At 70.8% G+C, this 24,125-nt stretch carries 23 protein-coding genes; 7 read left to right on the forward strand and 16 right to left on the reverse strand.

Features of this window, described 5'->3' with window-relative positions:
- Positions 1-11 precede the first annotated feature (11 nt).
- Entirely contained in the window at positions 12-389 is a 378-nt protein-coding gene (locus ASG23_RS06320; protein WP_056021777.1) for a VOC family protein, read from the reverse strand.
- Positions 390-442: 53 nt separating this feature from the next.
- Here ASG23_RS06320 and dinB point away from each other — a divergent pair, with 53 nt between their 5' ends.
- From dinB to ASG23_RS06335, 3 genes are all read left to right on the forward strand, one after another.
- Positions 443-1,630 carry a DNA polymerase IV gene (gene dinB, locus ASG23_RS06325; RefSeq protein WP_442856809.1) on the forward strand — a complete coding sequence of 396 codons (1,188 nt, stop codon included), beginning with the start codon at positions 443-445 and terminating at the stop codon, positions 1,628-1,630.
- Between the two features lie 94 nt (positions 1,631-1,724).
- Complete coding sequence (locus tag ASG23_RS06330; protein WP_056021783.1) at positions 1,725-3,575, forward strand: family 43 glycosylhydrolase; 1,851 nt, start codon at positions 1,725-1,727, stop codon at positions 3,573-3,575.
- 70 nt (positions 3,576-3,645) lie between these two features.
- On the forward strand, positions 3,646-4,518 hold the full coding sequence (locus ASG23_RS06335) for an alpha/beta fold hydrolase (protein WP_056021786.1): 873 nt from the start codon (positions 3,646-3,648) through the stop codon (positions 4,516-4,518).
- A gap of 42 nt (positions 4,519-4,560) precedes the next feature.
- On the opposite strand, the gene ASG23_RS06340 is transcribed toward ASG23_RS06335, so the two are convergent.
- Complete coding sequence (locus ASG23_RS06340) at positions 4,561-6,192, reverse strand: FAD-binding protein (protein WP_056021789.1); 1,632 nt, start codon at positions 6,190-6,192, stop codon at positions 4,561-4,563.
- Between the two features lie 55 nt (positions 6,193-6,247).
- Here ASG23_RS06340 and ASG23_RS20680 point away from each other — a divergent pair, with 55 nt between their 5' ends.
- A complete protein-coding gene (locus ASG23_RS20680) occupies positions 6,248-6,817 on the forward strand; it encodes a TetR/AcrR family transcriptional regulator (RefSeq protein ID WP_056021792.1) in 570 nt (189 codons plus the stop codon).
- Positions 6,818-6,913: 96 nt separating this feature from the next.
- A complete protein-coding gene (locus tag ASG23_RS06350) occupies positions 6,914-7,216 on the forward strand; it encodes a DUF5808 domain-containing protein (protein ID WP_056021795.1) in 303 nt (100 codons plus the stop codon).
- Positions 7,217-7,291: 75 nt separating this feature from the next.
- Here ASG23_RS06350 and ASG23_RS06355 read toward each other — a convergent pair whose 3' ends face one another.
- The 9 genes from ASG23_RS06355 to ASG23_RS06395 all read right to left on the reverse strand — a co-directional run bounded on the left by ASG23_RS06355 (position 7,292) and on the right by ASG23_RS06395 (position 17,413).
- On the reverse strand, positions 7,292-8,584 hold the full coding sequence (locus ASG23_RS06355; RefSeq protein WP_157465539.1) for an alkaline phosphatase: 1,293 nt from the start codon (positions 8,582-8,584) through the stop codon (positions 7,292-7,294).
- A gap of 133 nt (positions 8,585-8,717) precedes the next feature.
- Complete coding sequence (locus ASG23_RS06360) at positions 8,718-10,007, reverse strand: glycoside hydrolase family 27 protein (RefSeq protein ID WP_056021800.1); 1,290 nt, start codon at positions 10,005-10,007, stop codon at positions 8,718-8,720.
- 112 nt (positions 10,008-10,119) lie between these two features.
- The gene (locus ASG23_RS06365) at positions 10,120-11,106 is read right to left on the reverse strand and encodes a class I mannose-6-phosphate isomerase (RefSeq protein ID WP_056021804.1); all 987 of its coding nucleotides are present in this window, start codon (positions 11,104-11,106) and stop codon (positions 10,120-10,122) included.
- Positions 11,103-12,047 (reverse strand): DUF4432 family protein, encoded by a 945-nt coding sequence (locus ASG23_RS06370; protein WP_056021807.1) that lies wholly within the window; start codon positions 12,045-12,047, stop codon positions 11,103-11,105. Before ASG23_RS06370 ends, ASG23_RS06365 begins: the two co-directional genes overlap by 4 nt.
- Positions 12,044-13,234 carry an ADP-dependent glucokinase/phosphofructokinase gene (locus tag ASG23_RS06375; protein ID WP_056021810.1) on the reverse strand — a complete coding sequence of 397 codons (1,191 nt, stop codon included), beginning with the start codon at positions 13,232-13,234 and terminating at the stop codon, positions 12,044-12,046. Before ASG23_RS06375 ends, ASG23_RS06370 begins: the two co-directional genes overlap by 4 nt.
- A gap of 44 nt (positions 13,235-13,278) precedes the next feature.
- A complete protein-coding gene (locus tag ASG23_RS06380) occupies positions 13,279-14,139 on the reverse strand; it encodes a ketose-bisphosphate aldolase (RefSeq protein ID WP_235520915.1) in 861 nt (286 codons plus the stop codon).
- Positions 14,140-14,192: 53 nt separating this feature from the next.
- A complete protein-coding gene (locus tag ASG23_RS06385) occupies positions 14,193-15,077 on the reverse strand; it encodes a carbohydrate ABC transporter permease (RefSeq protein ID WP_082515883.1) in 885 nt (294 codons plus the stop codon).
- Position 15,078: 1 nt separating this feature from the next.
- Positions 15,079-16,041: a carbohydrate ABC transporter permease gene (locus ASG23_RS06390; protein ID WP_082515885.1), complete on the reverse strand. Its 963-nt coding sequence runs from the start codon at positions 16,039-16,041 to the stop codon at positions 15,079-15,081.
- A gap of 79 nt (positions 16,042-16,120) precedes the next feature.
- A complete protein-coding gene (locus ASG23_RS06395; RefSeq protein WP_056021817.1) occupies positions 16,121-17,413 on the reverse strand; it encodes an ABC transporter substrate-binding protein in 1,293 nt (430 codons plus the stop codon).
- Positions 17,414-17,665: 252 nt separating this feature from the next.
- On the opposite strand from ASG23_RS06395, the gene ASG23_RS06400 reads away from it, so the two are divergent.
- On the forward strand, positions 17,666-18,481 hold the full coding sequence (locus tag ASG23_RS06400; protein ID WP_056021820.1) for a DeoR/GlpR family DNA-binding transcription regulator: 816 nt from the start codon (positions 17,666-17,668) through the stop codon (positions 18,479-18,481).
- Here the strand turns inward: ASG23_RS06400 and ASG23_RS06405 are convergent.
- Positions 18,478-19,029, reverse strand: coding sequence for a putative glycolipid-binding domain-containing protein (locus ASG23_RS06405; protein ID WP_056021823.1), 552 nt, complete (start codon positions 19,027-19,029; stop codon positions 18,478-18,480). The two genes, ASG23_RS06400 and ASG23_RS06405, sit on opposite strands and share 4 nt — an antisense overlap.
- 228 nt (positions 19,030-19,257) lie before the next feature.
- Between ASG23_RS06405 and ASG23_RS06410 the strand changes: the two genes are divergently transcribed.
- Positions 19,258-19,686, forward strand: a complete 429-nt coding sequence (locus tag ASG23_RS06410; protein WP_157465541.1) for a hypothetical protein — start codon at positions 19,258-19,260, stop codon at positions 19,684-19,686.
- Positions 19,687-19,773: 87 nt separating this feature from the next.
- Here ASG23_RS06410 and ASG23_RS06415 read toward each other — a convergent pair whose 3' ends face one another.
- The 4 genes from ASG23_RS06415 to ASG23_RS06430 are packed head-to-tail and all read right to left on the reverse strand — an operon-like array spanning position 19,774 to position 24,123.
- On the reverse strand, positions 19,774-20,568 hold the full coding sequence (locus ASG23_RS06415; RefSeq protein WP_056022708.1) for an HpcH/HpaI aldolase/citrate lyase family protein: 795 nt from the start codon (positions 20,566-20,568) through the stop codon (positions 19,774-19,776).
- Entirely contained in the window at positions 20,565-21,032 is a 468-nt protein-coding gene (locus ASG23_RS06420; RefSeq protein WP_056021830.1) for a MaoC family dehydratase, read from the reverse strand. The genes ASG23_RS06415 and ASG23_RS06420 overlap by 4 nt, the downstream gene beginning before the upstream one ends.
- Positions 21,029-22,204: an acyl-CoA dehydrogenase family protein gene (locus tag ASG23_RS06425; protein ID WP_056021833.1), complete on the reverse strand. Its 1,176-nt coding sequence runs from the start codon at positions 22,202-22,204 to the stop codon at positions 21,029-21,031. Before ASG23_RS06425 ends, ASG23_RS06420 begins: the two co-directional genes overlap by 4 nt.
- On the reverse strand, positions 22,201-24,123 hold the full coding sequence (locus tag ASG23_RS06430) for an acetyl/propionyl/methylcrotonyl-CoA carboxylase subunit alpha (protein ID WP_056021836.1): 1,923 nt from the start codon (positions 24,121-24,123) through the stop codon (positions 22,201-22,203). The genes ASG23_RS06425 and ASG23_RS06430 overlap by 4 nt, the downstream gene beginning before the upstream one ends.
- Positions 24,124-24,125: the final 2 nt, after the last annotated feature.

A 24,125-nucleotide genomic window follows, 5' to 3' on the forward strand; every position in this document is an offset into this window, starting at 1 on the left:
GGGCCCTTCCGCTACCCGACCGACTTCGCCCGATCGGCGAACTCCTGCGACACCGGCGGCAGCAGGCAGAAGAGCAGCCCGACGGGGTCGACCATCACCGCGTAGTCGTCGTCGCGGGTACGGACGGTGGCACCGAGCCCTTCCAGCCGGGCGATCTCGGCCTCGAGGTCGTCGGTCTCGATGTCGAGGTGGAACCGCGCCGCCTCGTCACCGCCGATGCTCTGGGTGGCCACGTGGGGCAGTGACGCGGCCCCGCGCAGCGCGACGAACGGCTCCCCTGGGATCGGGTGCGGGGTCGCGGCGAGCGCTCGGGACCAGAACGTGGTGACCGCGTCGATGTCCGCCGCGGGGGCGTCGATGATGACCTCGCGAAGCATGATCCGGTGCATGGCGGGACCTTAGTGGCTGGCGCAGTGTCAGACGTGTGTTCGAACATGTGTTCGTGCGCTCCACCATCCTGCATGCCGACCTCGACGCCTTCTACGCGTCCGTCGAGCAGCGCGACGACCCCCGCCTGCGCAACCGGCCTGTCGCCGTCGGCGGCGGGGTGATCCTGGCGGCGTCGTACGAGGCGAAGCGCCGGGGCGTGACCACGCCGATGGGCGGCCGACAGGCCCGAGCGCTGTGCCCCGGTCTCATCATCGTGCGGCCGCGGTTCGACGCCTACCTCGAGGCGAGCAAGGCCGTCTTCGAGCTCTTCCGCCAGACGACCCCCCTCGTGCAGGGCGTGTCGATCGACGAGGCGTTCCTCGACGTCGGAGGCCTGCACCGCATCGACGTGCCGCCCGTGGACATCGCGGCGCGCCTGCGCGCCCAGGTCCGGGACGTCGTCGGCCTGCCCATCACCGTCGGCGTGGCGCGGACGCCCTTCCTGGCCAAGGTCGCCTCCCGGGTGGCCAAGCCGGACGGGCTGCTCCTGGTGCTGCCGGCCGACGAGGAGTCGTTCCTGTACCCCCTGCCGGTGGAGATGCTCTGGGGAGTCGGAGAGGTGACCGCGAGAAAGCTGCACGCCTACGGGCTGCGGACCGCAGGAGACATCGCCACGCTCCCCCAGTCGGTCCTGGTCGCGGCGCTCGGACCGGCGGGTGGCCGGCACCTCTACGCGGTCGTGCACGGCCACACGCCGGCCAAGGTGGTCGTGGGCAGGTCACGGGGCTCGATCGGCGCGCAGCGTGCGCTCGGGCACGGACCGCACGACCAGGCGTTCGTCCGCGCCGCGCTGCTGGGACTGGTCGACCGGGTGTGCCGACGCCTGCGGAAGGCCGACCGCATCGCGCGGACGGTGGTCCTGCGCCTGCGGTTCGAGGACTACACCAAGGCGACCCGGTCTCGGTCGTTCCCGTGCGCAACGGACTCCTCCGAGGACATCGCGGCCGCGGCCGTCAGCCTCCTGGACTCGGCCGCGCCGCTGATCCGCGAGCGCGGGATCACGCTCGTGGGCGTCGCGCTGACGGGGTTGTCCTCGGACGAGTTCGTGCAGCTCGCCCTGCCCCTGGACCACCCCGACCACGGCGGGCTCGACGAGGCGGTCGACGCCGTCGCGGTGCGCTTCGGCACCCAGGCGGTCATGCGCGCCAGCCTGCTGCGGCGAGGCGAGGGGATCGCGGTGCCGCTGTTGCCGGACGCGTGAGTTGGGGTCCGGCGTCCATTTCCAACGTTGTAGAACTGTGTCAGTATGGGCGAGGCGAGCCCCACAACGACGTGGAAAGAAGAAGAGGACACCCATGAAGCGCACCCCCCTGACGCTGGTCCTGATGGCGATCGCGAGCCTTCTGGGCGTGATCGGCCTGACGTCCCCCGCGACCGCTGCACCGGCTGCTCCCGCGGCCCGGCCGCCGGTCGAACGGCCGGTCGACCCGATTGCGCACGACCCGACGATGGTCAAGGAGAAGGGCTGGTACTACGTCGCGATCACGGGCGACGCCGCCTTCGACGACACGTACCTGCCGTTCAAGCGCTCCCGCGACCTGGTGCACTGGGAAGACCTCGGCCCGGCGATCGCGGAGCTCCCGGCGTGGGTGCTCGAGTCGCTCGGGGTGACCCCGGAGAACGCGCCGCGCGACGCGTGGGCCCCCGACCTGAGCTGGTCCGGTACCGAGTGGCGCCTCTACTACGCGGTGTCCCAGTTCGGCACCAACAACTCGGTGATCGGCCTGCTGACGTCGCCCACCCTCGAGGACGCGCAGTGGGTGGACCGCGGCCTGGTGGTGCGGTCGCAGCCCGGCGTCGACACGTTCAACGCGATCGACCCGAACGTCGTCACCGACGCCGACGGCGCGACCTGGCTCTCGTGGGGCTCGTTCTTCTCCGGCATCCACGTCGTGCCCCTCGACGAGGCCACCGGCAAGCCGGTCGCCGGCGAGCAGCCCGTCACGATCGCGCAGCGCCAGTTCGCGCCGAACGCCGAGGAGAACCCGACGATCGCGTGGCACGACGGCTACTACTACCTGTTCGTGTCCTGGGACTACTGCTGCCGGAGCGTCGAGAGCGACTACCGGACGATCGTCGGCCGCTCCCCGAGCCTGACCGGTCCCTACGTCGATGCCGACGGCGTCTCGCTGCTCGGCGACAAGGGCGGCACGGAGATCCTGCGCGGCTACAACGAGTTCGTCGGTGCCGGCGGTGGCGACCTGCTCATGGACAAGAACGGCCGCACCGGGTACTTCGTGAACCACTACTACGACGCGACCGACGGCGGCGCCCCCCGCCTGAACGTCCGCACCCTGAGCTGGGGACCTGACGGCTGGCCGGTCATCAGCGACCCGATCAACCCGAGCCGCTCGATCGGGCACGGCGACGCGTTCGTGCAGATCGTCCCGCGGGACGGCACCGCCGTCGTCGAGAACGCCGGCTGCGGGTACGAGGGTGCGAACATCGCCCTCTGGCACGACCTCGACAACGCGTGCCAGCAGTGGCAGCTCTCGGACCGGGGCGACGGGACCAGGATCCTCAACCGGTTCAGCAACAACGTCGCCGAGGTGGGCGCGTGCCAGAACGTCGACGGCGGCAACGTGGCGCAGTGGGGCTGGCTCGGGTTCCTGCCGAACAACGACTGCCAGCGCTGGTTCTTCGCGGCCGCGGGTGACGGCTGGACGACGGTCGCGAGCGTGCTGCCCGGCAGCCGCGCCTGGACGGTCCAGGGCGGTCCGGTGGCCGGTGCGAACGTGGCGATCAGCTCCCCGACCGGCGGTGCGGAGCAGCAGTTCCGCGTCGAGCCGGTGGGCGACGTGCTGCTGGCCGACCCCACGGGCGCGAACCTCGCGCTGAGCGTGGCGCACTGCCACGCGCAGAACGGGCCGAACGCCGGCCAGGTCACGTTCGAGGAGCGCGACGCGCGTGCGTGCCAGACGTGGCGGTTCGAGTCTGTGCCCGGGACCGCGGGCTACACCGTGCACAGCGTCGAGGCCGACGTCCGAGGCGGGCAGGTCGCGTGCCTGGGCGCCGACCTCACGCTCGTCCGCACTGCGGGCGACGGGGCCGGCTGCGGCACGTGGACGCTGCTGCCGACGGACGACGGGACCTGGTCGCTGAGCAGCGGCGGGACCACGCAGGCGGTGCGCGTCCTGCTGCCCTGACCGGCGTGGGCGGGTCGGCGACGAGATACTGGCGCCGACCCGCCATCCGGACAGTCGACAGGAGCACGTCTTGACGAAGCCGACCACGCGCACCCTGGACGTCCCGGGGGCAACCATCACCTACGACGTCCGGGGTGCGCTCCCGGCGACCGACGGGCCCGTGCCGCTCCTGTTCATCGGCCAGCCCATGGACGCGTCCGGGTTCGGGACGCTCGCGTCGTTCTTCCCCGACCGGACGGTCGTCACGTACGACCCGCGTGGCCTGGGTCGCAGCACGCGCAGCGACGGGGACGTCACGAACACGCCCCAGCAGCAGGCTGAGGACCTGCACCTCCTGATCGCCGAGCTCGGTGGGCCGGTCGACCTGTTCGGGAGCAGCGGCGGCGCCGTCACGGGACTGCACCTGGTGTCCACACACCCCGAGGGCGTCCGGACGTTCGTCGCGCACGAGCCGCCCCTGCTCACCGTCCTGCCCGACGCCGACCGTGCGTTCGCGGCAGAGCGCAGAGTCCAGGAGGTGTACCACCGGCGCGGCTGGGGCGCGGGAATGGCGGCGTTCATCGCCCTGACCAGCGTGCAGGGCGAGTTCCCCGAGGCCTTCGGGCGCGAGCTCCCCGACCCCGCGGAGTTCGGGCTGCCGAGCGACGACGACGGGTCGCGCGCCGACCCGCTGCTGTCGGGTGCCTCCAACGCGGTCACGGCGTACCGCCCGGACGTCGCCGCCCTGACGAGCGCCTCGAGCGAGGTGGTCGTCGCCGGAGGTATCGAGAGCCGGGACACGATGACGTGGCGCACGTCGGCGGCACTGGCCGACGCGCTGGGCCAGGAGCTCACCGTGTTCCCCAGTGACCACGGCGGCTTCCTCGGCGACGAGTTCGGCCGGCCTGGCCAGCCGGAGGCGTTCGCCGTGCGGCTCCGCCAGGTCCTCGACGGCGAGGGATGACCGACCGCACGGCCGCCTCACGACGGCCGTGCGGTCGTTGGCTCATCGGGCGCTGCGCGCCATGTGCCGGGCGGCCCGCAGACCGAAGACGGCAGCCGGGCCGATGGTCGAGCCGGGACCCGGGTACGTCCGGCCCATGACGGAGGCGGAGTTGTTGCCCGCGGAGTACAGGCCCTCGATGACGGAGCCGTCGTCGCGCAGCACGCGGGCGTCCTCGTCGGTCACCACGCCGCCCTTGGTGCCCAGGTCACCGATGACGACCTTGAACGCCGTGAACGGGCCCTTCTCGAGCGGGCCGAGGTTGGCGTTCGGGTGCACGGTCGGGTCGCCGTAGTAGCGGTCGTAGGCGGAGTTGCCGCGGCCGTAGTCCGCGTCGACCCCCGAGCGGGCGAACCCGTTGAACCGGTCGACCGTCGCCCGCAGGCGGGTGGGCTCCACCCCGATCCCGCGTGCGAGCTCGGCGAGCGTGCCTGCCTTCACCATCGTGCCCGCTGCCGCCATGGCCTTGGTGGCGCGGGGGTCCATGGCGTAGCTGCGCAGGTAGCGGCGCGCGTGCCGGGCCTCCGCGACGAGCCAGTAGGTCCCGTCCTTGTCGTGGTCGAGCATGTGGTGGCCCAGGTCGACGTAGGACTCCGACTCGTTGGCGAACCGGTCGCCCTCCGCGTCGATCATGATCGAGTAGGGCATCGACCGCTCCCCCACCAGGAACCCGGGGCTCGTGCCGGGCAGCGGCGCCACCGAGGCACCCCACCAGGCGTCGTCCATGAGCTCCACGGAAGCGCCGAGGTCCTGGGCCATGTCGAGGGTGCTGCCGACGTTGCCCGGGTTCCCCGACGGGTTGCCGTCGATGCCCTGGTACTTCTGCCGCAGGACGGTGTTGTGGTCGAAGCCACCGGCTGCGAGGACCACGCCGCGGGTCGCGGTCACGGTGACCGGCCGACCGTCGCGCACCGTCTGCACGCCGACCACGCGACCGTCCGCGACGACGAGGCCCTCGACGGGCGCGTTCAGCCACAGGGGCGTGCGCTGCTTCTGGACCACCACGTCGAGGAACGCGCACGCCAGCCCTGCACCCGTACCGACCAGGCGCTTGCCACGGACCGCGCCGCCGAGCATGCGGAACACGAAGTCCGCGCCGCGCACGAAGCCGGCCGGCGTGGACCACGACCGGCTCAGCAGCCACACGTCGTCGGTCTTGAGGGGCAGCGGCATGAGCGCGCGGCTGGTCTTCCACCAGGCGCCGATCTTCTTGGAGTCGAAGGGCTCGACCTCGATCGCGCGACCGATCTTGCCGCCGGGGAGCTCGGGGTAGTAGTCGGGGTAGTCGGCGGCGCGGGCGAACCGCATGCCGTACTTCTCGGCGGTGGTGACGAAGTCCTCGACGCCGTCGACGAAGGCCTCCTTGCGCGCGCGCGACGTGGCGCGGTAGTCGTCGCCGATGGTGGCCTCCATGTAGGTGAGGGCCTCCTCGCGGGAGTCGCCGCCGCCCGCCCGCTGCTGGATCGGGTTGACCGGCAACCACATGCCGCCGCCCGACATGGCGGTGCTGCCACCCCACTTGTCGGTGCTCTCCAGCATGAGGACGCGCAGGCCCTCGTCGGCTGCGCCCATGGCTGCGGCGAACCCCGCACCACCCGTTCCGACGACCACGACGTCGTAGCTGAGCTCGGACATTCGACTGCTCCTTCGCGTAACCGGACAACATTGTCCGGATGTCTAGGATGACAGGATGCACAACGCGAGCCGCAGAAGCAACCGTGGCCCCGCAGCCGCGCCGGAGAACCGTCGCGCCCTGCTCGACGCGGCCCGTCGCGTCTTCGCCGACCGCGGGTACCTCGCCCCCCTCAGCGCCATTGCGCAGGAGGCCGGCGTGGGTCAGGGCGTCCTGTACCGGCACTTCCCGACGCGGCTCGACCTGGCCCTCGCGGTGTTCGAGCAGCACTTTGTCGAGCTCGAGGACATCGCGGCCGAGCCCGGCCCGGACGCCTTCGGCAGCCTCTGGACCCGGCTCCTGGAGCTCACCGTCGAGGAGTCCGCGTTCGTCGAGATGTTCCTGGCGGCGCGGCACGACCTGGCGGACACCGACCTCGGCGACCGGCTGCCCGCCCTCATCGGGGCGACCCTGCCGCGTGCGCAGTCGGCCGGCCTCGTGTCCGCACGCCTCACCGTGGCCGACGTCATGCTGCTGCAGCGCATGGTCTACGGCGTCGTCGCGACGTCGGTCACCGACGCCGAGGCCCGCGACGCGGTCGACCGGGCGCTCGCGCTGCTCGGCGGAGTCCTCGCCCCGGAGGCGTGACCGGTTCTCGGTCAGCAGCCCACACCTGAGCCGTCGGTGGCCCTGCGCCCTCTCGGGGTGGAGCATGGGGGCCACCGACTGACCTGAGGGGCCGAGATGACATCGCACGACGAACGCAAGTCCGGGCAGGACCTCCAGAAGGTGATCCGGCTGATCACGCTGGCGCTGGCGGTCGCCGCCGTGGTCAAGGAGCTGCGCACCCCGCCCGAGGAACGCCAGTGGAACGGCGTCCTCGGCTTCGTGCCCTACGACTTCCGCGTCCCCACCTTCGCGCGGGTCAAGGAGCGGATGTGGGACCCGGAGAACGCGCACCTGCTCAACCCGCGCGTGTTCGGTGTCGGCTGGACCCTGAACGTCGGCCGGCTGGTCGAGCTCGTCCGCCAGCGGGTCTCCGCCTGACCTGCCGCGTCATCGACGCGAACCTGCCGGCGTTGACGGCGGCCACCCGGGCATCCGGGCGGCCGCCGTCGACCGTCAGCGCCCGCCGCGCATCGCGTCCAGGACCACCGTGAACACGTCCGTGTTGTCCTGCGCCCGGGCCAACCGCTCGGCGCTCGGGCCCTCGGCCGTCAGCGGTGTCGCCGCCCCCGTGTGGCCGCCGGTCGTCCAGTCGACGGTGAACTCCAGGTCGCTTCCGGCGATCGGGAACGGCCCGTCCTCGAGGCTCCGCACGACGGCCGGATCGGTGCTCGCGGTGTCGCCCGACTCGTCGGCCGGGTCGACGTTCTCGATCGCCAGGCCGCCCGTCTCGTGGTCACCGACCACCACGACCAGGGTGCCGGGGTGCTGCGCAGCGAACTGCCTGACCACCGCCACGGTCGCATCGAGCGCCTGACCCGCCTGGATGGTCCGGGCCGCGTTGTTGTTGTGCGCGAACTCGTCGATCGCCTCCTCCTCGACCATGAGGAAGAAGCCCTGCTTGTCCTGCGAGAGGATGTCGAGCGCCTTCTGGGTCATCGTCGTCAGCGGGACCACCGGGGCGTACTCGTCGCCCTGGCCCTCCGGGAACTGCTCGAACATCTCCTCGTTGGCGAACAGGCCGAGGACCCGGTCGGACCGGGTGGCCGCGAGCTCGTCGGGCGTGGAGACGTAGTCGTACCCCGCCCCCTCGGCCAGCTCGACGAGGTTGCCGATGGTGCTCTTGCTCACCTCGGGCCGCGGGTCCGCGGGGTCGTCGGGGTAGGCGCCCGGGTCCCCCACGGGGTACCACCAGTCCTCGCCGCCGCCGAGGATGACGTCGGGCTGGGTGACCTCGATGAACTGGCGGGCGATCTCGCTCTGGTCGCCGCGGTCCGGGACGTGGGAGCCGAACGCGGCGGGGGTCGCGTCCGTGACCTGCGCGGTGGAGACCAGCCCGGTCGCCTTGCGGAGGTCCTTCGCGTGCTCGAGAAGGGTCGGGACGGGGTTCCCGTCGACGTCGACCGAGACGGCGCCGTTGTAGGTCAGGACGCCGGTCGCGAACGCCGTGGCTCCGGCGGCGGAGTCGGTGACAGCCTCCTCAGGGTCCAGCGAGTCGGTGTGCGTCCAGCCGGCGTACCGCAGCGAGTCCATCTGCAGCTGCCCGTCCTTGCCGACGGTGGCCAGCCGCGTGGCGTCCCGCGCCGCGAGGCTCAGGCCGTCGCCGACCATGAAGATCACGTTCTTGGCCACGGTCCGGCCGCTGCCGCGACCGCGGTCCTGCTCGTCCCGGTCACCCCCGCCGGCGACCCCGCTCGTCGTCAGCCCTGTGGCGAGCCCCGCCGCCAGCACAGCACTGCCGGCTCCCATCCATGTGCGTCGTGAGTTGAGCATCGTGTGCCGCCCCCTGGTCGAAACTTCATCGTTGCGACGTCGGCCCGGTTCTCGACCGTGCCGTCCATCGTTCGACCGTTCGGGTGAACGCGCATCTCGAGCCGACCCGTCAGCGGGCCGGCCCGCTCCGCAGCAGGGCGGCACCGTGCGCATCGAGGACGACGTGCACCGCGGCGCTCCCCGGTGCGACCCCTCGAGCGGCGTCGCTCTGCTCCCGGACCCGGCTCGTCGCCAGAGCCGCGCCGGTCCACAGCTCGCGCACGTCGCCGTCGAGCGGGAGCCCGACGTTGCCCACGTCGAGCGCGACCGCCAGCGGGTCCGGACCGAGGTTGAACGCGGCGACGTACCGCTCGCCGGCGGGACCCGCGGCCGCCCAGAGGACGAGCGGCCCTTCGCGGAACACCTCACGGTTGCCGGTGGACGACGCGTGCACGGCCAGCACGTCGGGGTTCGTGAACAGGGCGACGGTGGCCGGGTCCGACGACGGCAGGTCGCCGCCGATCATGAGCGGGGACCGGGCGATGACCCACAGCGTCATGAGCGTGATGCGCTCGGCGGGGGTCAGCCGGTCGTCTCGCGGCTCGCCCCGCTCGGCGCGCAGCCCGACCCGGCCCAGCGGGAGCATGTCGCCGTCGGGCCAGCCGCGCTCGCCGGCGAAGGGGGCCCAGCGCGCGAACCGCGCGAAGTTGGGCTCGATGTCGTCCCAGGTGTCCCACAGGTCGTCACAGATGCGCCACATGGTGGCGTGGTCGCGCAGGTGCTCGAGTCGCGTCAACGACAGGTCGCGCCCCGGAGAGAGGCTGAGCTGCACGGGCCGGCCGGACCGCTCGATCGCTCGCGCGTACGCCTCGATGTCCGCCGCCTGGTACGGCCAGAGCATGTCGTCGGCCTTGATGAAGTCGACGCCCCACCCCGCGTACAGCGCCAGGGTGGAGTCGTAGTACGCCTGGGCCGCGGGGTGGGTGTGGTCGAGCCCCAGCATGTCGGGGTTCCACTCGCAGACGTTGGTGTCGTCCGCCACCTCGCCCGCGGTCGCACCCGCACCCCCGAGGACCGGGCAGTCGCGCTCGACGGCCAGCCGCGGGATGCCGCGCATCGTGTGGATGCCGAACCGCAGGCCCAGGGCGTGCACCCTCGCGGCGAGCGGCCCGAAGCCTGCACCGTCTGCCGCGCTCGGGAAGCGTCCCGGGTCCGGCAGCAGCCGGCCGTGCTCGTCCAGCTCCAGCGGGGCGCTCGCGTTGTAGCCGTGCGAGCGCGCCGTCGGGTCGGACCAGTCGATGTCGACCACGACCGTGTCCCAGCCGAACGGCAGCAGGTGCTCGGCCATGAACTCGGCGTTGGCCAGCACCTCGGCCTCCGTCACCGTGGTGCCGTAGCAGTCCCAGCTGTTCCAGCCCATCGGCGGGCGCGTTGATGTCACCGCCCCACCGTTTCACGCTGCGGGCGGTTCACGCGAAGCAGACGCAGCACCGCCGAGCACGAGCACCAAGGTCTCCCCCGCGAGCCGACGACTACGGGCGGGGTGGGCGGCAGACCACGACCTGAAGGTCAGGCCCCTCGATGGAGACCGGTCCGGCCGAGGCGGGCAGCAGAACCGTCTGTCCGCGTCGCAGCGGAGCCGACCCGCTGCCGGCGACGAGAGCGCCCGTCCCGTCGACCACGACGAGCACCGCGAATCCCGCGTCGAGCATCCGCGCACCGTTCCACCGCTCCACACGGAAGAACTCCGCCGCCCGAGACAGCAGGTCCCCCGAGGACGCCGCGGTCGCGCCCCGCAGCTGAGCGATCTCGTCCGCGGACCACCCCCGACGGTCGACGGCCGCGAGCGCGACGTCGAACCCGAGGCCCAGGTGCCCGTCGGCGGATCCGTCGATCTCGAACCCGGACCACTCCAGCAGGATCGACAGGTCGGTGGGCTCCTGCAGCTCGACGACAAACGCTCCCTGGCCGATCGCGTGCGGCAGACCGGCCGGGACCAGCACCGCGTCGCCGGCGTCGAGGTCGAGCACGTGCATCGCGCCGAGCATGGCGTCCGTGTCCTGCGTCCGGACCCAGGCGGCCAGCTCGTCGGCCGCGAGATCCCGCGTGAAGCCCAGGTGCACGCGCGCGGGCTCGAGCACGATCCACGCCTCGGTCTTGCCGTGCGCGAGGCCGAGGTGCTCGGCGGCGAACGGGACGTCGGGGTGGAAGTGCACGGGCAGGCGCTGGCCGGCGTCGAGCAGCTTGACCAGCAGCGCGGGGTCCGATCCGAACGCGGCGACGTGCTCGGCCCCGAGCCACGCGACGGGGTCGGCGTCGATCGCGTCGCGCAGGAGCCGACCATCGGGCAGGACCGTCAGCCCGACGGGCTCGTGACCGAACACCGACGTGGCGGACCCGACCCAGTCCTCGGGCTCGTGGCTCGCGGCCGCTCCGGTGCCGCGGAAGCCGGCGATCTGACGCCCGCCCGCGTAGAACCGGTCGGCGGGCTGGTTGGCGAGAAGGAACAGCGGCTTCACGAGAGTCCTTCGACAGCGATGCGGACGCCCGTGCGCCAGGTCGCGCCGGGCTCCAGCACCGGTGCGCCGGCGTTCGGTAGGTCGCGCTCCTGCCCGAACAGCGGGGCGTTGGTGGGTTCGACGCCGAGCACGTAGGCGCCGCGCGCGGGCCAGCTCCAGGTGCACAGGCGGGGCAGGGTCGCGCCGGTCCAGGTCACGACGACGTCGGGCCACTCCTCGTCGCCGACGAGGGTCGCCCTCGCACCGCGCACTCCGAGATGCTCGGCGACCACGGGGGCGAGGCCGGGTGCGGGCTCAGGGGTGATCAGTGGATGGCGGTCCGCCGGCAGCGGCTCACGGACGGCCCACTCGTCCGCGTCGACGTCCAGGCGCGCACCCGGTCGCAGGAACGGCGCCCCGAGGTTCACGTGGTACAGCAGCGGGACGCCGACGGTCCGGTCGCCGACGTTGCGGACCACGTCGCGCACCTCGACCGCGGGTGTCCCGGTCGACGCGACCACCTCGCGCTCGACGAGGATGCGCGACCCGCCGAGAGACGTGTGCGCGACGGTCCCGCGGACGGTCACCGTCCAGCCCTCGTCGGTTCGGTCGCGCGACCAGTGCACGTCGGCCGCGGGCGTCAGGTGGTGGGTGCCGTGCTGGCCCAACGAGCCGCGCGGTTCGCCGATGTTGTCCGGGCCACAGGTGGCCAGGAGCCCACCGAGGAAGCGCGACTCCCAGTCCCGACCGGGACCCGGGTCGATGGGGTTGGGCGACCGCCATGCGACGGGTGTCGACCCCCACCACGTCGCGCCGAGGTCCAGCCCGCGGCCCGGCAGGACGTCGAAGGCGAGCCCGCCGGCCAGGCGCACGGCGATCACCCTGGCGCGCTCCTCGACGCTCGCGAGCGCCTCCGGCTGGGAGACCCGGCCGTCGTCGGTCAGCTCGCCCCAGCCGGTCATCGTGGGTCCAGGGCCGCGAGGAAGCCGCCGACGAACGAGTCGCCCAGCCCGATGGTCGTCGGGTTGGCGACACCGCTCAGGTCCAGGGCCGGCACGACGCAGGCGTCGGGGCCGATCAGGTCCGCGACGTCCTTCACGAGCCCTTGGACGGTCGTCCCGGGCGCGAGGGAAGCCGTCGCCGCGTAGTCGTCGGCCGTGAAGCCGTCGCCGAACCAGAAACGGGTGCTCGCCATCGTGATCCCGCCGACGAGCGCGGGCCGGAGCGATGTCGCCCGTTGCCCGACCGCCAGTGCCCAGTACTTGGTGTGCACCACGAGCGTCGGCGCCGGAACGACGTCCTGCAGCTCCCGGACAGCCTTCGCGACCGCTGGCCCGTCGAGGAGGTCGACCGTGCGTCCCAGGTACGCCTGCATCTCGTCCTCGTTGAGGCTGTAGATGTCCGCCGTCCACACCATCTCGTCGCGCACGCGTCGGCTCAGCGCCGGCACGTGGTAACCCGCGTCCTCGAAGACGACGAGCGCGTCCGGAGGGAGTGCTCGCATCGCGTCGCGCACCTGGGCCAGGCGCGACTCGAGAGTCGCCGGGTCCTGGATCACGTTGAAGGACGATAGGAGGAAGACGTCGGCCGTGCGCAGCGCGTCAGGCAGGTCCGCCGCGATCCGCAGCTCGCGGTGGGGCGGGTCGTTGGCGTAGATGACCCGGTTGGGGTGCGGGGCGACCAGCTCGACGTCCCCCAACCGGACCCGCGTCCCTGCCGGGTACTGCACGATCAGGTGCGGGTCGAGGGTGTCCTCGACCGCGCTCGACACGTAGTCGACGGAGGCCGGCAGGAGCCGGCGGACGTTGTCGTCGATCGAGACCAGGTGCATCGTGCTCGGCACCCCGAGCACGTCCATCGCGATCGCCGCCCGCACGCACGTCCCCCCGAGCGTGACCTCCTTGTGGAAGCGCGCGGCGAACTCCTCGACGATGTCGGAGGAGGCGACGAACCGCTCTCCCCCGACACCGTCACGGACGAACGCGAGCAGGCTGCGCACCAGGTCGCGCACGGAGTCGACCGGGGTGGTCCGGTCCAGGTCCTCGGGGCCGATCCGGTGCTCCGCAGCGAGCTGCTCGAGCACCCCCGGGTCCCAGCGGATCTCGTAGTCGACCGTGCCGCCCATGCCCAGCACGAACTTCGTGCTCATCGATCGACTGCTCCCTCTCGCGTGTGGCTGGCTGACCGATCCGGTCAGTACAGGTCGGCCTTGCCGGCGGCGTCGAACAGGTGGATCTTCTGCGCGGCGACCTCCTGCATGGCCTCGATGCACGGCGGCTGGATCAGGAGCGGCTCTCGCAGCGTGGTGTCCGCGAGGACCTCGCGCATCTTGTCGTGGTACGCGACCTTGATGTCGCTGGAGATGTTGATCTTGTTGACGCCGAGCTTGACCGACTGGCCGATCTCACCGTCCGGGTTGCCGGAGCCGCCGTGCAGGACGAGCGGGATGGGCAGCAGCGCCTTGATCTGCTGCAGCAGGTCGAGCCGGAGCTCCGGGGTCACGTGCTTCGGGTACAGGCCGTGCGCGGTGCCGATGGCGATCGCGAGGCTGTCCACGCCGGTGCGCTGGACGTACTCGACGGCCTCGGCCGGGTCGGTGAACGCGATCTGGGAGACGAGCACACCGTCCTCGGCCTGCTCGTCGAGCTTGCCGATGGTGCCCAGCTCACCCTCGACGGAGACGCCGACGGAGTGGGCCGTCTCGACGACCTTCTTGGTGATCGCGACGTTGTCCTCGAACGGCTGCATCGACGCGTCGATCATGGCGGAGGTGAACCCGTACTGGATCGCCTCGAGCACCTGCTCGTAGGAGCCGCCGTGGTCCCAGTGGATGGCCACCGGCACCGACGACCGGTGCGCGCGCTGGATCAGCGCGGGCAGGGCGTCGCGGCCCAGGTGGGCCACCTCGTCGGGGTGGATCGCGACGATGAGCGGGGCGTTCAGCTTCTCGGAGATCTCGAAGATCCCCTTGCCCATCGCGTAGTCGCTGATGTTGAAGGCGGGGATGGCGAAGTAGTTCTCATTCGCCACCGCGAGCAGGTCTCGGCCGTTCATCAACATGGTGTGTATCAACTTTCCTGTGTGGGTGTTTCTTCGGGGAGGGGGGTCTAGATCTTCACAGCGCCGGCGGTCATCCCCCCGATGAAATAGCGCTGGAAGAAGAGGAAGAGAACAAGCACGGGAATGCACCCGAGAATGCTCATCGCCATCATCTCGTTCCATTCGTACGAGTGCTGGCCCATGAGGAGCTGGATGCCGATGGGCACCGTGCGCATGTCTTCGGTCCTGGTCAGGGTCAAGGCGAACAGGAACTCGTTCCAGCAGATCATGAACGTGTACACGCCGACGGACACCAGGCCCGGCACGGAGATGGGCATGAGAATGCGCCACAATGCGGTCAGCGGACCGGCGCCGTCCACCTTGACGGCCTCGTCCAGCTCCTTGGGCAGGGTATTGAAATACCCCGTCATCATGATGATCGCGTACGGCAGCGTGAAGACCATGTAGGTGAGGATCAGACCCTGGTAGGTGTTGTAGAGCTTGAGCGCCACGACCAGCCCGAAGTACGGGATCAGCAGCGTGATCGGCGGCACCGCCTGGACGGAGACGACGACCACGTTGATCGTCTTCTTGCCCCAGAACTCGTACCGGCTGAACGCGTACGCCGCGTGCACCGCCACGATCAGCGACAGCGCGGTCACCGACAGCGCGATGACGTAGCTGTTGAAGAAGAACCGCAGCTTCGTCGGGTCGGTGAGGATCGTGGTGTACGCGTCGAACGAGAACCCCGGCGTGATGAGGCGCGGCGGGAACTCGAAGATCTCCGGGTTGGTCTTGAACGAGCTGGAGAGCATCCACACCACGGGGAGCGCCGCGAAGCAGGCACCGAGGATCAACGCGACGACCAGTGCGGCCCTCTGACCGGTCTTCTTTGGCGGGGTTCGAAGCGCGGGACGTTCGGAGGTCACCGCAGGGGTTGCGAGCGTGGTCATCTCAGTCCCTCGCCTTCTGGTGCCGCACGTAGAAGAACGCGAGAACCATCGACATGAGGAGCACGAGGACCGCGGCCGCGGAGGCGACGGAGAACTCGTACTCGGTGAACGCGAGCTTGTACGTGAAGGTCGAGAGCACCTCGGTGGAGTTGATGGGTCCGCCGCCGGTGGTCATCCAGATCAGCGCGAACTGCTGCGTGGTCCAGATGAAGTCCAGGAGCGCCATCGAGATGATGATCGGCCGCAGCTGCGGGAGCGTGACGTTGCGGAACTGGGCCACCACGCCGGCACCGTCGACCTTGGCGGCCTCGTACAGCTCGCGGGGAATCCCCTGCAGACCGGCCAGCAGCGAGATCATGAAGAACGGGTAGCCCGACCAGATGTTGATGAACGTGACCGCGGCCAGCGCCGTCGACGGGTTGGCCAGCCACTCGGTCGCGCCGTCCGTGATGCCGGCGGACCCGAGCAGGTAGTTGACGACACCGTTCGGGCTGAGCAGCAACCGCCACAGCACCGCCACGATCGCGACCGTGAACAGCCACGGCAGGATGTACAGGACCCGGAAGAAAGCCTTCGTGCGGTCCTTCAGGAGCGGCGAGTTGAGCATGAGCGCGAACGTCAGTCCGATCACGAAGTGCACCACCACCGAGGAGATGGTGAACACCAGCGTGTTGCGCACCGCGGTGAAGAACACCGGGTCGGTCAGCACCTCGAGATAGTTCTCGAAGCCCACGAACGCCGGGTTCTTGTTCGTGATCACCCGGTCCATCAGCGAGTAGCTGACGACCATGATGATCGGCGTGATCATCAGGATGATCAGGAGCACACCGGTCGGGGTGAGGAATCCGTAGGGCGTCAGCGTCCGCTTGATCCGGCCGATCGTGCGCGTCCGGGCGGAGTCTGCGCCGGGGGGCGGGGCGGACGTGACGGTCCGCGACGTCGCGGGCGTAGAGGTCTGTGACATGGACTCGCGGCTCTCTCCTGGGGGGTCGGGCCGCGCCGGTCGTGCCTCCGGCGCGGCCCGGGCGTTCCGGGCTGGTGGCCTAGAACTCCTCTTCCCACTTGGTCTGGGCCGCGGCGAGCGCGTCCTCCATCGACTGCTGGCCGTCGAGCGCCTTCTGGAACTCCTCGCCGAAGTCCCGCATGAGCTGCTCGGCCACAGGCAGTCCGGTGAACTCGTTGGCCGGGAACCCGGACTGGTAGATCTCGAACGCGGTGGCGAACAGCTCGTCCTCCTCGACGAAGTCGGGGACGGAGGTTGTGTTGCCCGGGAAGGCGTTGGCGATCGACGACAGCTCGCTGTTGACGGACTCGCTCATCAGGAACTCGACGAGCTTGAACGCCTCTTCCTTGTGCTCGGAGTTCTCGGCGATGCCGATGCCCCAGGACGCGTACGGGATGCCGCGCTCGCCGGTGTAGTCGTCCTCGGCGGGGATCGCCGCGATGCTGAAGTTCAGGTCCGGGTTGGACTCGCGGATGAGGTTCACATGCGCGAGGGAGTCGATCATCATGCCGACCCGGCCGTTGCTGAACTCCTCGACCTTGTCCTGCTCCTTCATGGTGAAGGAGCCCGGTGCGATGACTCCGTCGTCCCACAGGCCCTGGATGTACTCGGTGGCGCTGGTGACGTCCTCGTTGTCGGTCAGCGCGGGCTGGCCGGCGTCGAGCATCGAGCCACCAGACGCCCACACCCAGGACATGACGTCGTTCTGGATGCCGTTGGGTGCCTCGAGCGACAGCGGGAGGATCCAGCCGTAGGTGTTCTCGCTTGTGATCTTGGCCGCCGCGTCCGCGAACTCCGTGCGGTTGGTGGGCGGCGCGGTGACGCCGGCCCCGGCGAGCAGGTCGTCGTTGGTGAACATCGGGTAGACGAAGTTCACGACGGGGATCATGTACGTCTTGTCGTCGACCTTGACCTGGCTGGCTAGCTGCGACTCGTCGTAGCCCGCCTCGGCCATGACGGCGGACAGGTCGGTGATCGCCCCTTGGTCGGCGAAGTCGCTGACCCAGGCGCCGTCGAGACCGACGACGTCGGACATGGTCCCGGCGGCGGCGCCGGCGACGACCTGCTCCTTCGTCGAGGCATAGGGACCCGAGAGCAGGTCGACCGTGATGCCGGGGTTCTCCTCCTCGAACTGGTCCATCAGCGCGCGGAACGCGCCGTCGGGAAGCTCGGGCTCCCACCACTGCGAGAACTCGAGGGTGACGTCGCCACCCTCTCCTTCGTCCGTCCCCGCGTCTCCCCCACCGGAGCACGCCGCGAGTGCGAGCGATGCGACACCGGTGAGTGCAATGAAGCGTCCAACGTGAGCGCCCTTGCCCATGACTCTCCCCATCCTCAGGTCCTGCCGCTTCGTGCGACTGTGTGCGCACTTTTGCGTGTTTCCGCCAACGTAGACCCGCGGATCTGCGTCGTCAAGCGGAACTTGGCACTCGCAACCACCGCGTGACCAGCCGAGCCGCGCGCCCCACAGGCCTGCACCTTTGCTCTGAACTGGGCATATGACCGGCTTCGCGCTCGTCCAGCAGGTTCTTCGAGTGCATGCGGTTTCTCGCACAAACCTGCATCGCTGTGGTTCAGTACTCCCATGTCAGCGACCACCGACGGCTCCGCACGCCGCCTCCCCGCGGGCCGCAAGGCCGACCTCGCGGCCTACGTGGCCGAGCACGGGCAGGTGACGGTCGCCAACCTCGCCGAACGGTTCGACGTCTCGCCCGACACGATCCGCCGCGACCTGGACGCGCTCGACGCCGACGGCGTCCTCATCCGCACGCACGGCGGCGCCATCAGCCCGCAGGCCGTCCCTCGCCCCGACACCGGTCTGGACGTCCGACTGCGGATCCAGACGTCCGCGAAGGACCAGATCGGTGCGCGCGCGGCGGGCCTCGTACGCGACGGCGCGGCGGTCATGATCAACGCCGGCACGACGACCCTCGCGCTCGCGCGCCACCTGTCCGAGCACCGCGACCTCACGGTCGCGACGAACTCCTTGCGCATGCCGACCGAGATCAACCCGCTCGCGTTCCGGGACATCTACGTGTTCGGCGGCGCCGTCCGGCTCAGCGCCCAGGGCACCATCGGCGCCGTGGCCTTCCCGACCGAGAACGGCCCCGACCGCGACATCCGGTGCGACCTCGCCCTCATCGGCGTCGGGGCCGTCAGCGTCGACGCCGGCTACTCGACGAGCAACCTCGGCGAGGCCGCGATGATGAGCTCGATGATGGACCGCTCGGCCAAGGTCGCGATCCTGGCGGACTCGACCAAGTTCGGTCGCAGACTGTTCGCGCAGATCGCGGAGCTCGGCCGCGCCGACTACCTCGTCACCGACTCCGCGCCGCCGCCCGACCTCGCCGCCGCGCTCGACGTCGCGGGCGTCGAGGTACTGCTCCCGCCCGGGTCCTAGACGAACCGGGTAGCGATGCCCGGGTAGTCGAGCACCAACCCGGACGCGTCGTAGGTGAGCACCGCCCGGAACCCGCCCTCGGACGCGTAGTCGAACCGGTGGTCGTCGAGGCGCCGGTACGTCTGGTCGAGGCGGCGCACGACCAGGTCGGACGCCTGGACATAGACCGCCGAGGCGACGACGACCTCGCCGACGGGCATCGTCAGCCGGTGCACGGGCAGCGTGTTGGTGCTGGCCGACGCCTCGAGGTCGACGTCGACCAGGCCGTCCAGGTGGGGAGCGGAGACACCGTCGACGGTCCAGCTGCCCCGCCCGTCAGAGTGCAGGACGGTGCTGCGGGATCCGTCCACGGTGTCGGAGCTGACGCGCACCTCCCGGGTGACCCACCGGTCGTCGAGCGCGATCTCATACGCGACGGCATACGCCCGGCCGTTCTCGACCGCGGACGTGTGCCCGCGCAGGTGTCCCGGTCCGAGGTAGACCACCTCGAATCCGTCGACCGCGTCGACGAACCGCCAGGCGGCGAACGGTGGCAGGTCGGCACCCATGGCAGTCCCCCTCAGACCTCGAACCCCGACGATCGTCCATTCGCGACGGCGACCGCGGCAACCCGAACCACGCGACCGGCCAGGTGCAGCCCGACTGACGGCTGAACTCTTCACCCGCTGATCCCCGGCGACGCGGGAGTAGCATCCGATTTGTCCTGTATGTGGCTTCCAACGACGGGATTCGCAGAGCGGGGCGTCCCATCCCTCACCCCCCAAAGGAGCAGGTTCGTGAGGAAGTTGATCGCACTTCTCAGCGCTGTTGTCCTGGTGATCCTCGGAATCAGCGTGATCTCGTCCGCGTCGGCCAGTCCGATGTACCCCAACCAGGTCACCTATACCGGCCAGGGCCTGAATGACGACGGAACCCTGCAGAACAACAACTGCGAGGACGGCACAGCGCCGTATCTGCTGTTCGTCCTGACGGCCAACAAGGCCACCGCCGCCGACATCACGCTGCCCTCGGGGACGTACGCGATGGTGCAGTCGGGCAACGGCAACGGCGCCTTCAAGTTCATGGCCGACTACCAGGACCCGGCCATGTTGGTCGACAACGTGATCGCCAGCTACGACGGTATGGCGACGAACGCCCAGCTCGTGATCAGCCATGGTTGCGAGGGCGAGGGCACGCCGACGCCGTCGCCGTCCTGGACCTCCTGACCCCACGCGTCGGCCGCAGCAACGTCGCTGCGGCCGCACCACCCGCACGAGGGCAGCCACCCGGGGCCGAACGGGTGGCTGCCCTCGTCACTGCGCCCGACGCAGCAGTTCCTCGGCGTGCTTGAGCACCGGTCCGTCAACCAGTCTCCCGTCCCACCGGAACGCTCCGTGCTGCCCTACGGCGGCTGCGAGCACCCCGCGCGCCCACTCCACCTCGGTCTCCCCCGGTCGGTAGGCCGCCCGGACGATCTCGACCTGCGACGGGTGGATGCACGCGGTCGCCGTGAAGCCGCAGGCGGCGGCATCGGTCGCCTCGGCGGCGAGCCCGTCGGCGTCGCCGATGTCCAGGTGCACGGCGTCGATCGCGGCCTTGCCGTGGGCACGGGCAGCCAGCAGGACGGCGGACCGCGCGTGCGCAGCGACGTCTCGGTACGACCCGTCGGCGTGCCGGCTCGACGTCCCGCCCAGCGATGCGACCAGGTCCTCGGCGCCCCACATGAGCCCGACCACGTTCGGCTGGGCGGCGATCTGCGCGGCGTGCACCACGCCTGCGGCGGTCTCGACCAGTGCGACCACGTCGTACCGAGCCAGCGCGTGGACGTCGGCCGGAGCCGCCGTCTTGGCCAGCATGACCATGCGGTACGGCGTGTGCAGCAGCGCTCGCAGGTCCGCGACGAGGTCGTCCGTGCCGGCCGGGTTGACGCGGACGATGGTCCGGGCCGGGTCCAGCGCGCTCGCGGCGAGGTGGGAGCGCGCCGCCGTCTTGTCGTCCGGGTTCACCGCGTCCTCGAGGTCGAGGATCACGGTGTCGGCCCGGGCGGCGGCCTTCTCGTAGCGCTCGGGCCGGTCTGCCGGGCAGAAGAGCAGCGCCGGACCTCTCATGGTCGGCACCAGAAGAGGACGCTCCGGGTCGCGGTGGCCACGACGACGTCATCCTGGTTGTGGCCCGTGTGCTCCATCGTCACGACCCCCTGGCCGGGCCGCGACGACGAGAGCCGCTTGTCCGTCACGACCGTCGACGAGTACAGCGTGTCCCCGTGGAACAGCGGGTGCGGGAACCGGACGTCGGTGAACCCGAGGTTCGCGACGATCGTGCCCTGCGTCAGCTGCGCGACCGAGCTCCCCACCAGCACGGACAGCGTCATCAGAGAGTTCACCAGCCGCTGCCCGAACGGCTGCTCGGCCGACCACGCGGCATCCAGGTGCAGCGACTGCGGGTTCATGGTCAGCGTCGAGAACAGGACGTTGTCCGCCTCGGTCATGGTGCGCCCGGGCCGGTGCACGTAGCGGACGTCGAGCTCGAGCTCCTCGTAGTACAGCCCGCGCTGCTCGACGTCCCGCGTCATCGCGACGCCCCGGAAAAACCCAGCTCCCGCGCGATCACCATGAGCTGCACCTGCGTGGTCCCCTCGCCGATCTCCAGGATCTTCGAGTCGCGGTAGTGCCGCGCGACGGGGTTCTCGTTCATGACGCCGTACCCGCCGAAGATCTGCGTCGCGTCACGGGCGTTGTCCATGGCGGCCTCGCTGCCGATGAGCTTGGCCAGGCTGGCCTCCAGCTTGAACGGCTGGCCGGCGACCAGCCGGTGGGCGGCGTCGAGCCAGGCGAGGCGGGCGGAGTGGACGCGGGCCTCCATGCGGGCGATGGTGAACGCGATGTGCTGGTTCTCGCCGATGGGGTGGCCGAACACGTTGCGGCTCTTGGCGTAGCGCATCGCCTCCTCCAGGCAGCCCTGGGCGGCCCCCGTGCAGAGCGCGGCGAACGCGACGCGGCCCTCGTCGAGCGTCTGGATGAACTGGGCGAACCCGCGCCCACGCTCGCCGAGCAGGTTCTCCTCGGGCACGCGGACGTCCTCGAACCGCAGCGGGTGGGTGTCGGACGTGTGCCAGCCGACCTTGTCGTAGGCGGGGAGGACGGTGAACCCAGGGGTTCCGCTGGGGACCAGGATCGCGGTGAGCTCCTTCTTCACCGACCCGTCCGCGCGCACGCTCTCGCCCGTCACCGCGGTGATGGTCACCAGCCTGGTGATCTTCGAGCCCGAGTTGGTGATGAACTGCTTGGTCCCGTTGATGACCCACTCGTCGTCGTCGAGCCGCGCGGTGGTCTTGGTGCCGGCCGCGTCGGACCCCGCGTCGGCCTCCGTGAGCCCGAAGCCCGCGAGCGCCTTGCCCTGGGCGAGCATCGGGATCCACTCCCGCTTCTGCGCCTCGGTCCCGCTGCGCCACACCGGCATGGCCCCGAGCCCGACCCCGGCCTCGAGCGTCACGGCGATCGACTGGTCGACGCGGGCCAGCTGCTCGACCGCGAGGCACAGGTCGACGTAGTCGCGCCCCTGCCCGCCGTACTCGGTGGGGAACGGCAGGCCGAACAACCCCATCTCCCCCATCTGGGCCAGGATCTCGTACGGCAGCTCGCGCTTCGTGTCGTACTCGTAGGCGGCCGGGGCCACGACGGTGTCGGCGAAGTCGCGCACCTCGTCGCGGAGCTTGTGCTGCTCAGGGGTGAGGTCGTAGGTCATGCCGGGGTCCCTTCGTCGGGGTGGCCGGTGATGGTGGCCACCACGTGGTCGAGTGCCACCTGGTCGGTCGGTCGGACCGTGAGGGTGACGATGCCGTCGCTGGGCGCGACGACCCGGTGCTCCATCTTCATCGCCTCGATGGTGAGGAGGATCTGGCCGGCGACGACGCTGTCGCCGGTCTCGACCTCCACCGAGACGACCGTGCCGGGCATGGGGGAACGCACCTGCGGGTCGACGGGGCGCGTGCCGCGGGTGAGGGCCGCGAGGTCCTCGGCGAGCCGCTCGACGCGGCTGCGGAACCGGAGCTCGAACGCCGAGCCCTGGTCACCGACCCAGGTCACCGAGCCGCGCGTCACGAGGCGCAGGGGGTGCACGACGCCGTCGAGCTCCAGGTCGACGGCGTCCGGTCCGCGGCGCACGAGACGGGCCGGCACCGGGTCGCCGTCGCCGACGCTCACGGTGTCGCCGAGCACGGAGACGTCCTCATAGCGGGCCGGTCGGGGCTCGCCGAGGCGCCAGCCGTCGGAACCCCACGGACCCCCGGCGGCGTCGTGCCGCGACAGCGCGGCGGCGACGACGTGGGCGTCCTCAGGGGCTCGGAACGTCAGGTCCGGGATCAGCCGCGCGAGCAGGCCCGTGTCGAGCCGCCCTGCGCGCACGTCCGGATCCGCCAGCACGTGGCGCAGGAACTCGACGTTGGTGCGGACCCCGAGGATCGTCGTCCGCGACAGCGCGGCGTCCAGCCGCGCGATCGCCGTGGCCCGGTCGGGCGCCCACGCGACGACCTTGGCGAGCATCGGGTCGTACGCCGACCCGATCTCCAGGCCCGGCCGCAGCGCGCTGTCGACGCGGATCCCGTCGCCGGTCGGCTCGTCGAGGACGTGCACGGTGCCGGCGGACGGCAGGAAGTCGCGCGACGGATCCTCCGCGTAGACGCGAGCCTCCACGGCGTGACCGTTCAGGACCACATCGTGCTGCCGCACCGTCAGCGGCTCCCCCGCCGCGACCCGCAGCTGCCACTCGACGAGGTCCAGCCCGGTGACCAGCTCGGTGACGGGGTGCTCCACCTGCAGCCGCGTGTTCATCTCCATGAAGAAGAACTCCGTCGGCGCCTCGTCGGACACCAGGAACTCGACGGTCCCCGCACCGACGTAGCCCACGCTGCGCGCGACGTCGCAGGCCGCCTCGCCGATGCTCTGCCGCGTGACCTCGTCGAGCAACGGCGACGGCGCCTCCTCGATGACCTTCTGGTGCCGACGCTGCAGCGAGCACTCCCGCTCCGCCAGGTGGATGACGTGCTCGAACGAGTCGGCCAGCAGCTGCACCTCGATGTGCCGCGGGGCTCTGACCAGGCGCTCGATCAGCAGGGTGTCGTCGCCGAACGCCGCAGCGGCGACCCGGCGGGCGCCCGCGAGGGCGTCGGCAAGATCCTCGGCCCGCTCGACGACCGTCATGCCCTTCCCGCCGCCGCCCGCCGACGGCTTGACCAGCAGCGGGTACCCGACGCGGTCGGCGGCCGCGGCGTCGATCGACGACGAGCCGGGTATCACCGGCACCCCCGCGGCGCTCACGTGCTCCTTGGCGCGGATCTTGTCGCCCATGACCTCCAGCGCCTTGACGCCGGGGCCGACGAACACGATGCCCGCCGCCTCGCACGCCCGCGCCAGGTCCGCGTTCTCGGAGAGGAACCCGTAGCCGGGGTGGATGGCATCGGCACGAGCGGAGCCCGCGGCGTGCACCACCGCGTCGATGGACAGGTAGCTGTCGACCCGTACCGCCACGTCGGCGCGCTCCACGTGCAGGGCGTCACGGTCCGCGTCGGTGTACACGGCGACGGACCGGATGCCGAGCCTGCGGAGCGTGGCGATCACCCGGCAGGCGATCTCGCCCCGGTTGGCCACCAGCACGGTCCGGAACATGG

The organism is Cellulomonas sp. Leaf395 (assembly GCF_001424125.1).
Taxonomy (GTDB): Bacteria; Actinomycetota; Actinomycetes; order Actinomycetales; family Cellulomonadaceae; genus Cellulomonas.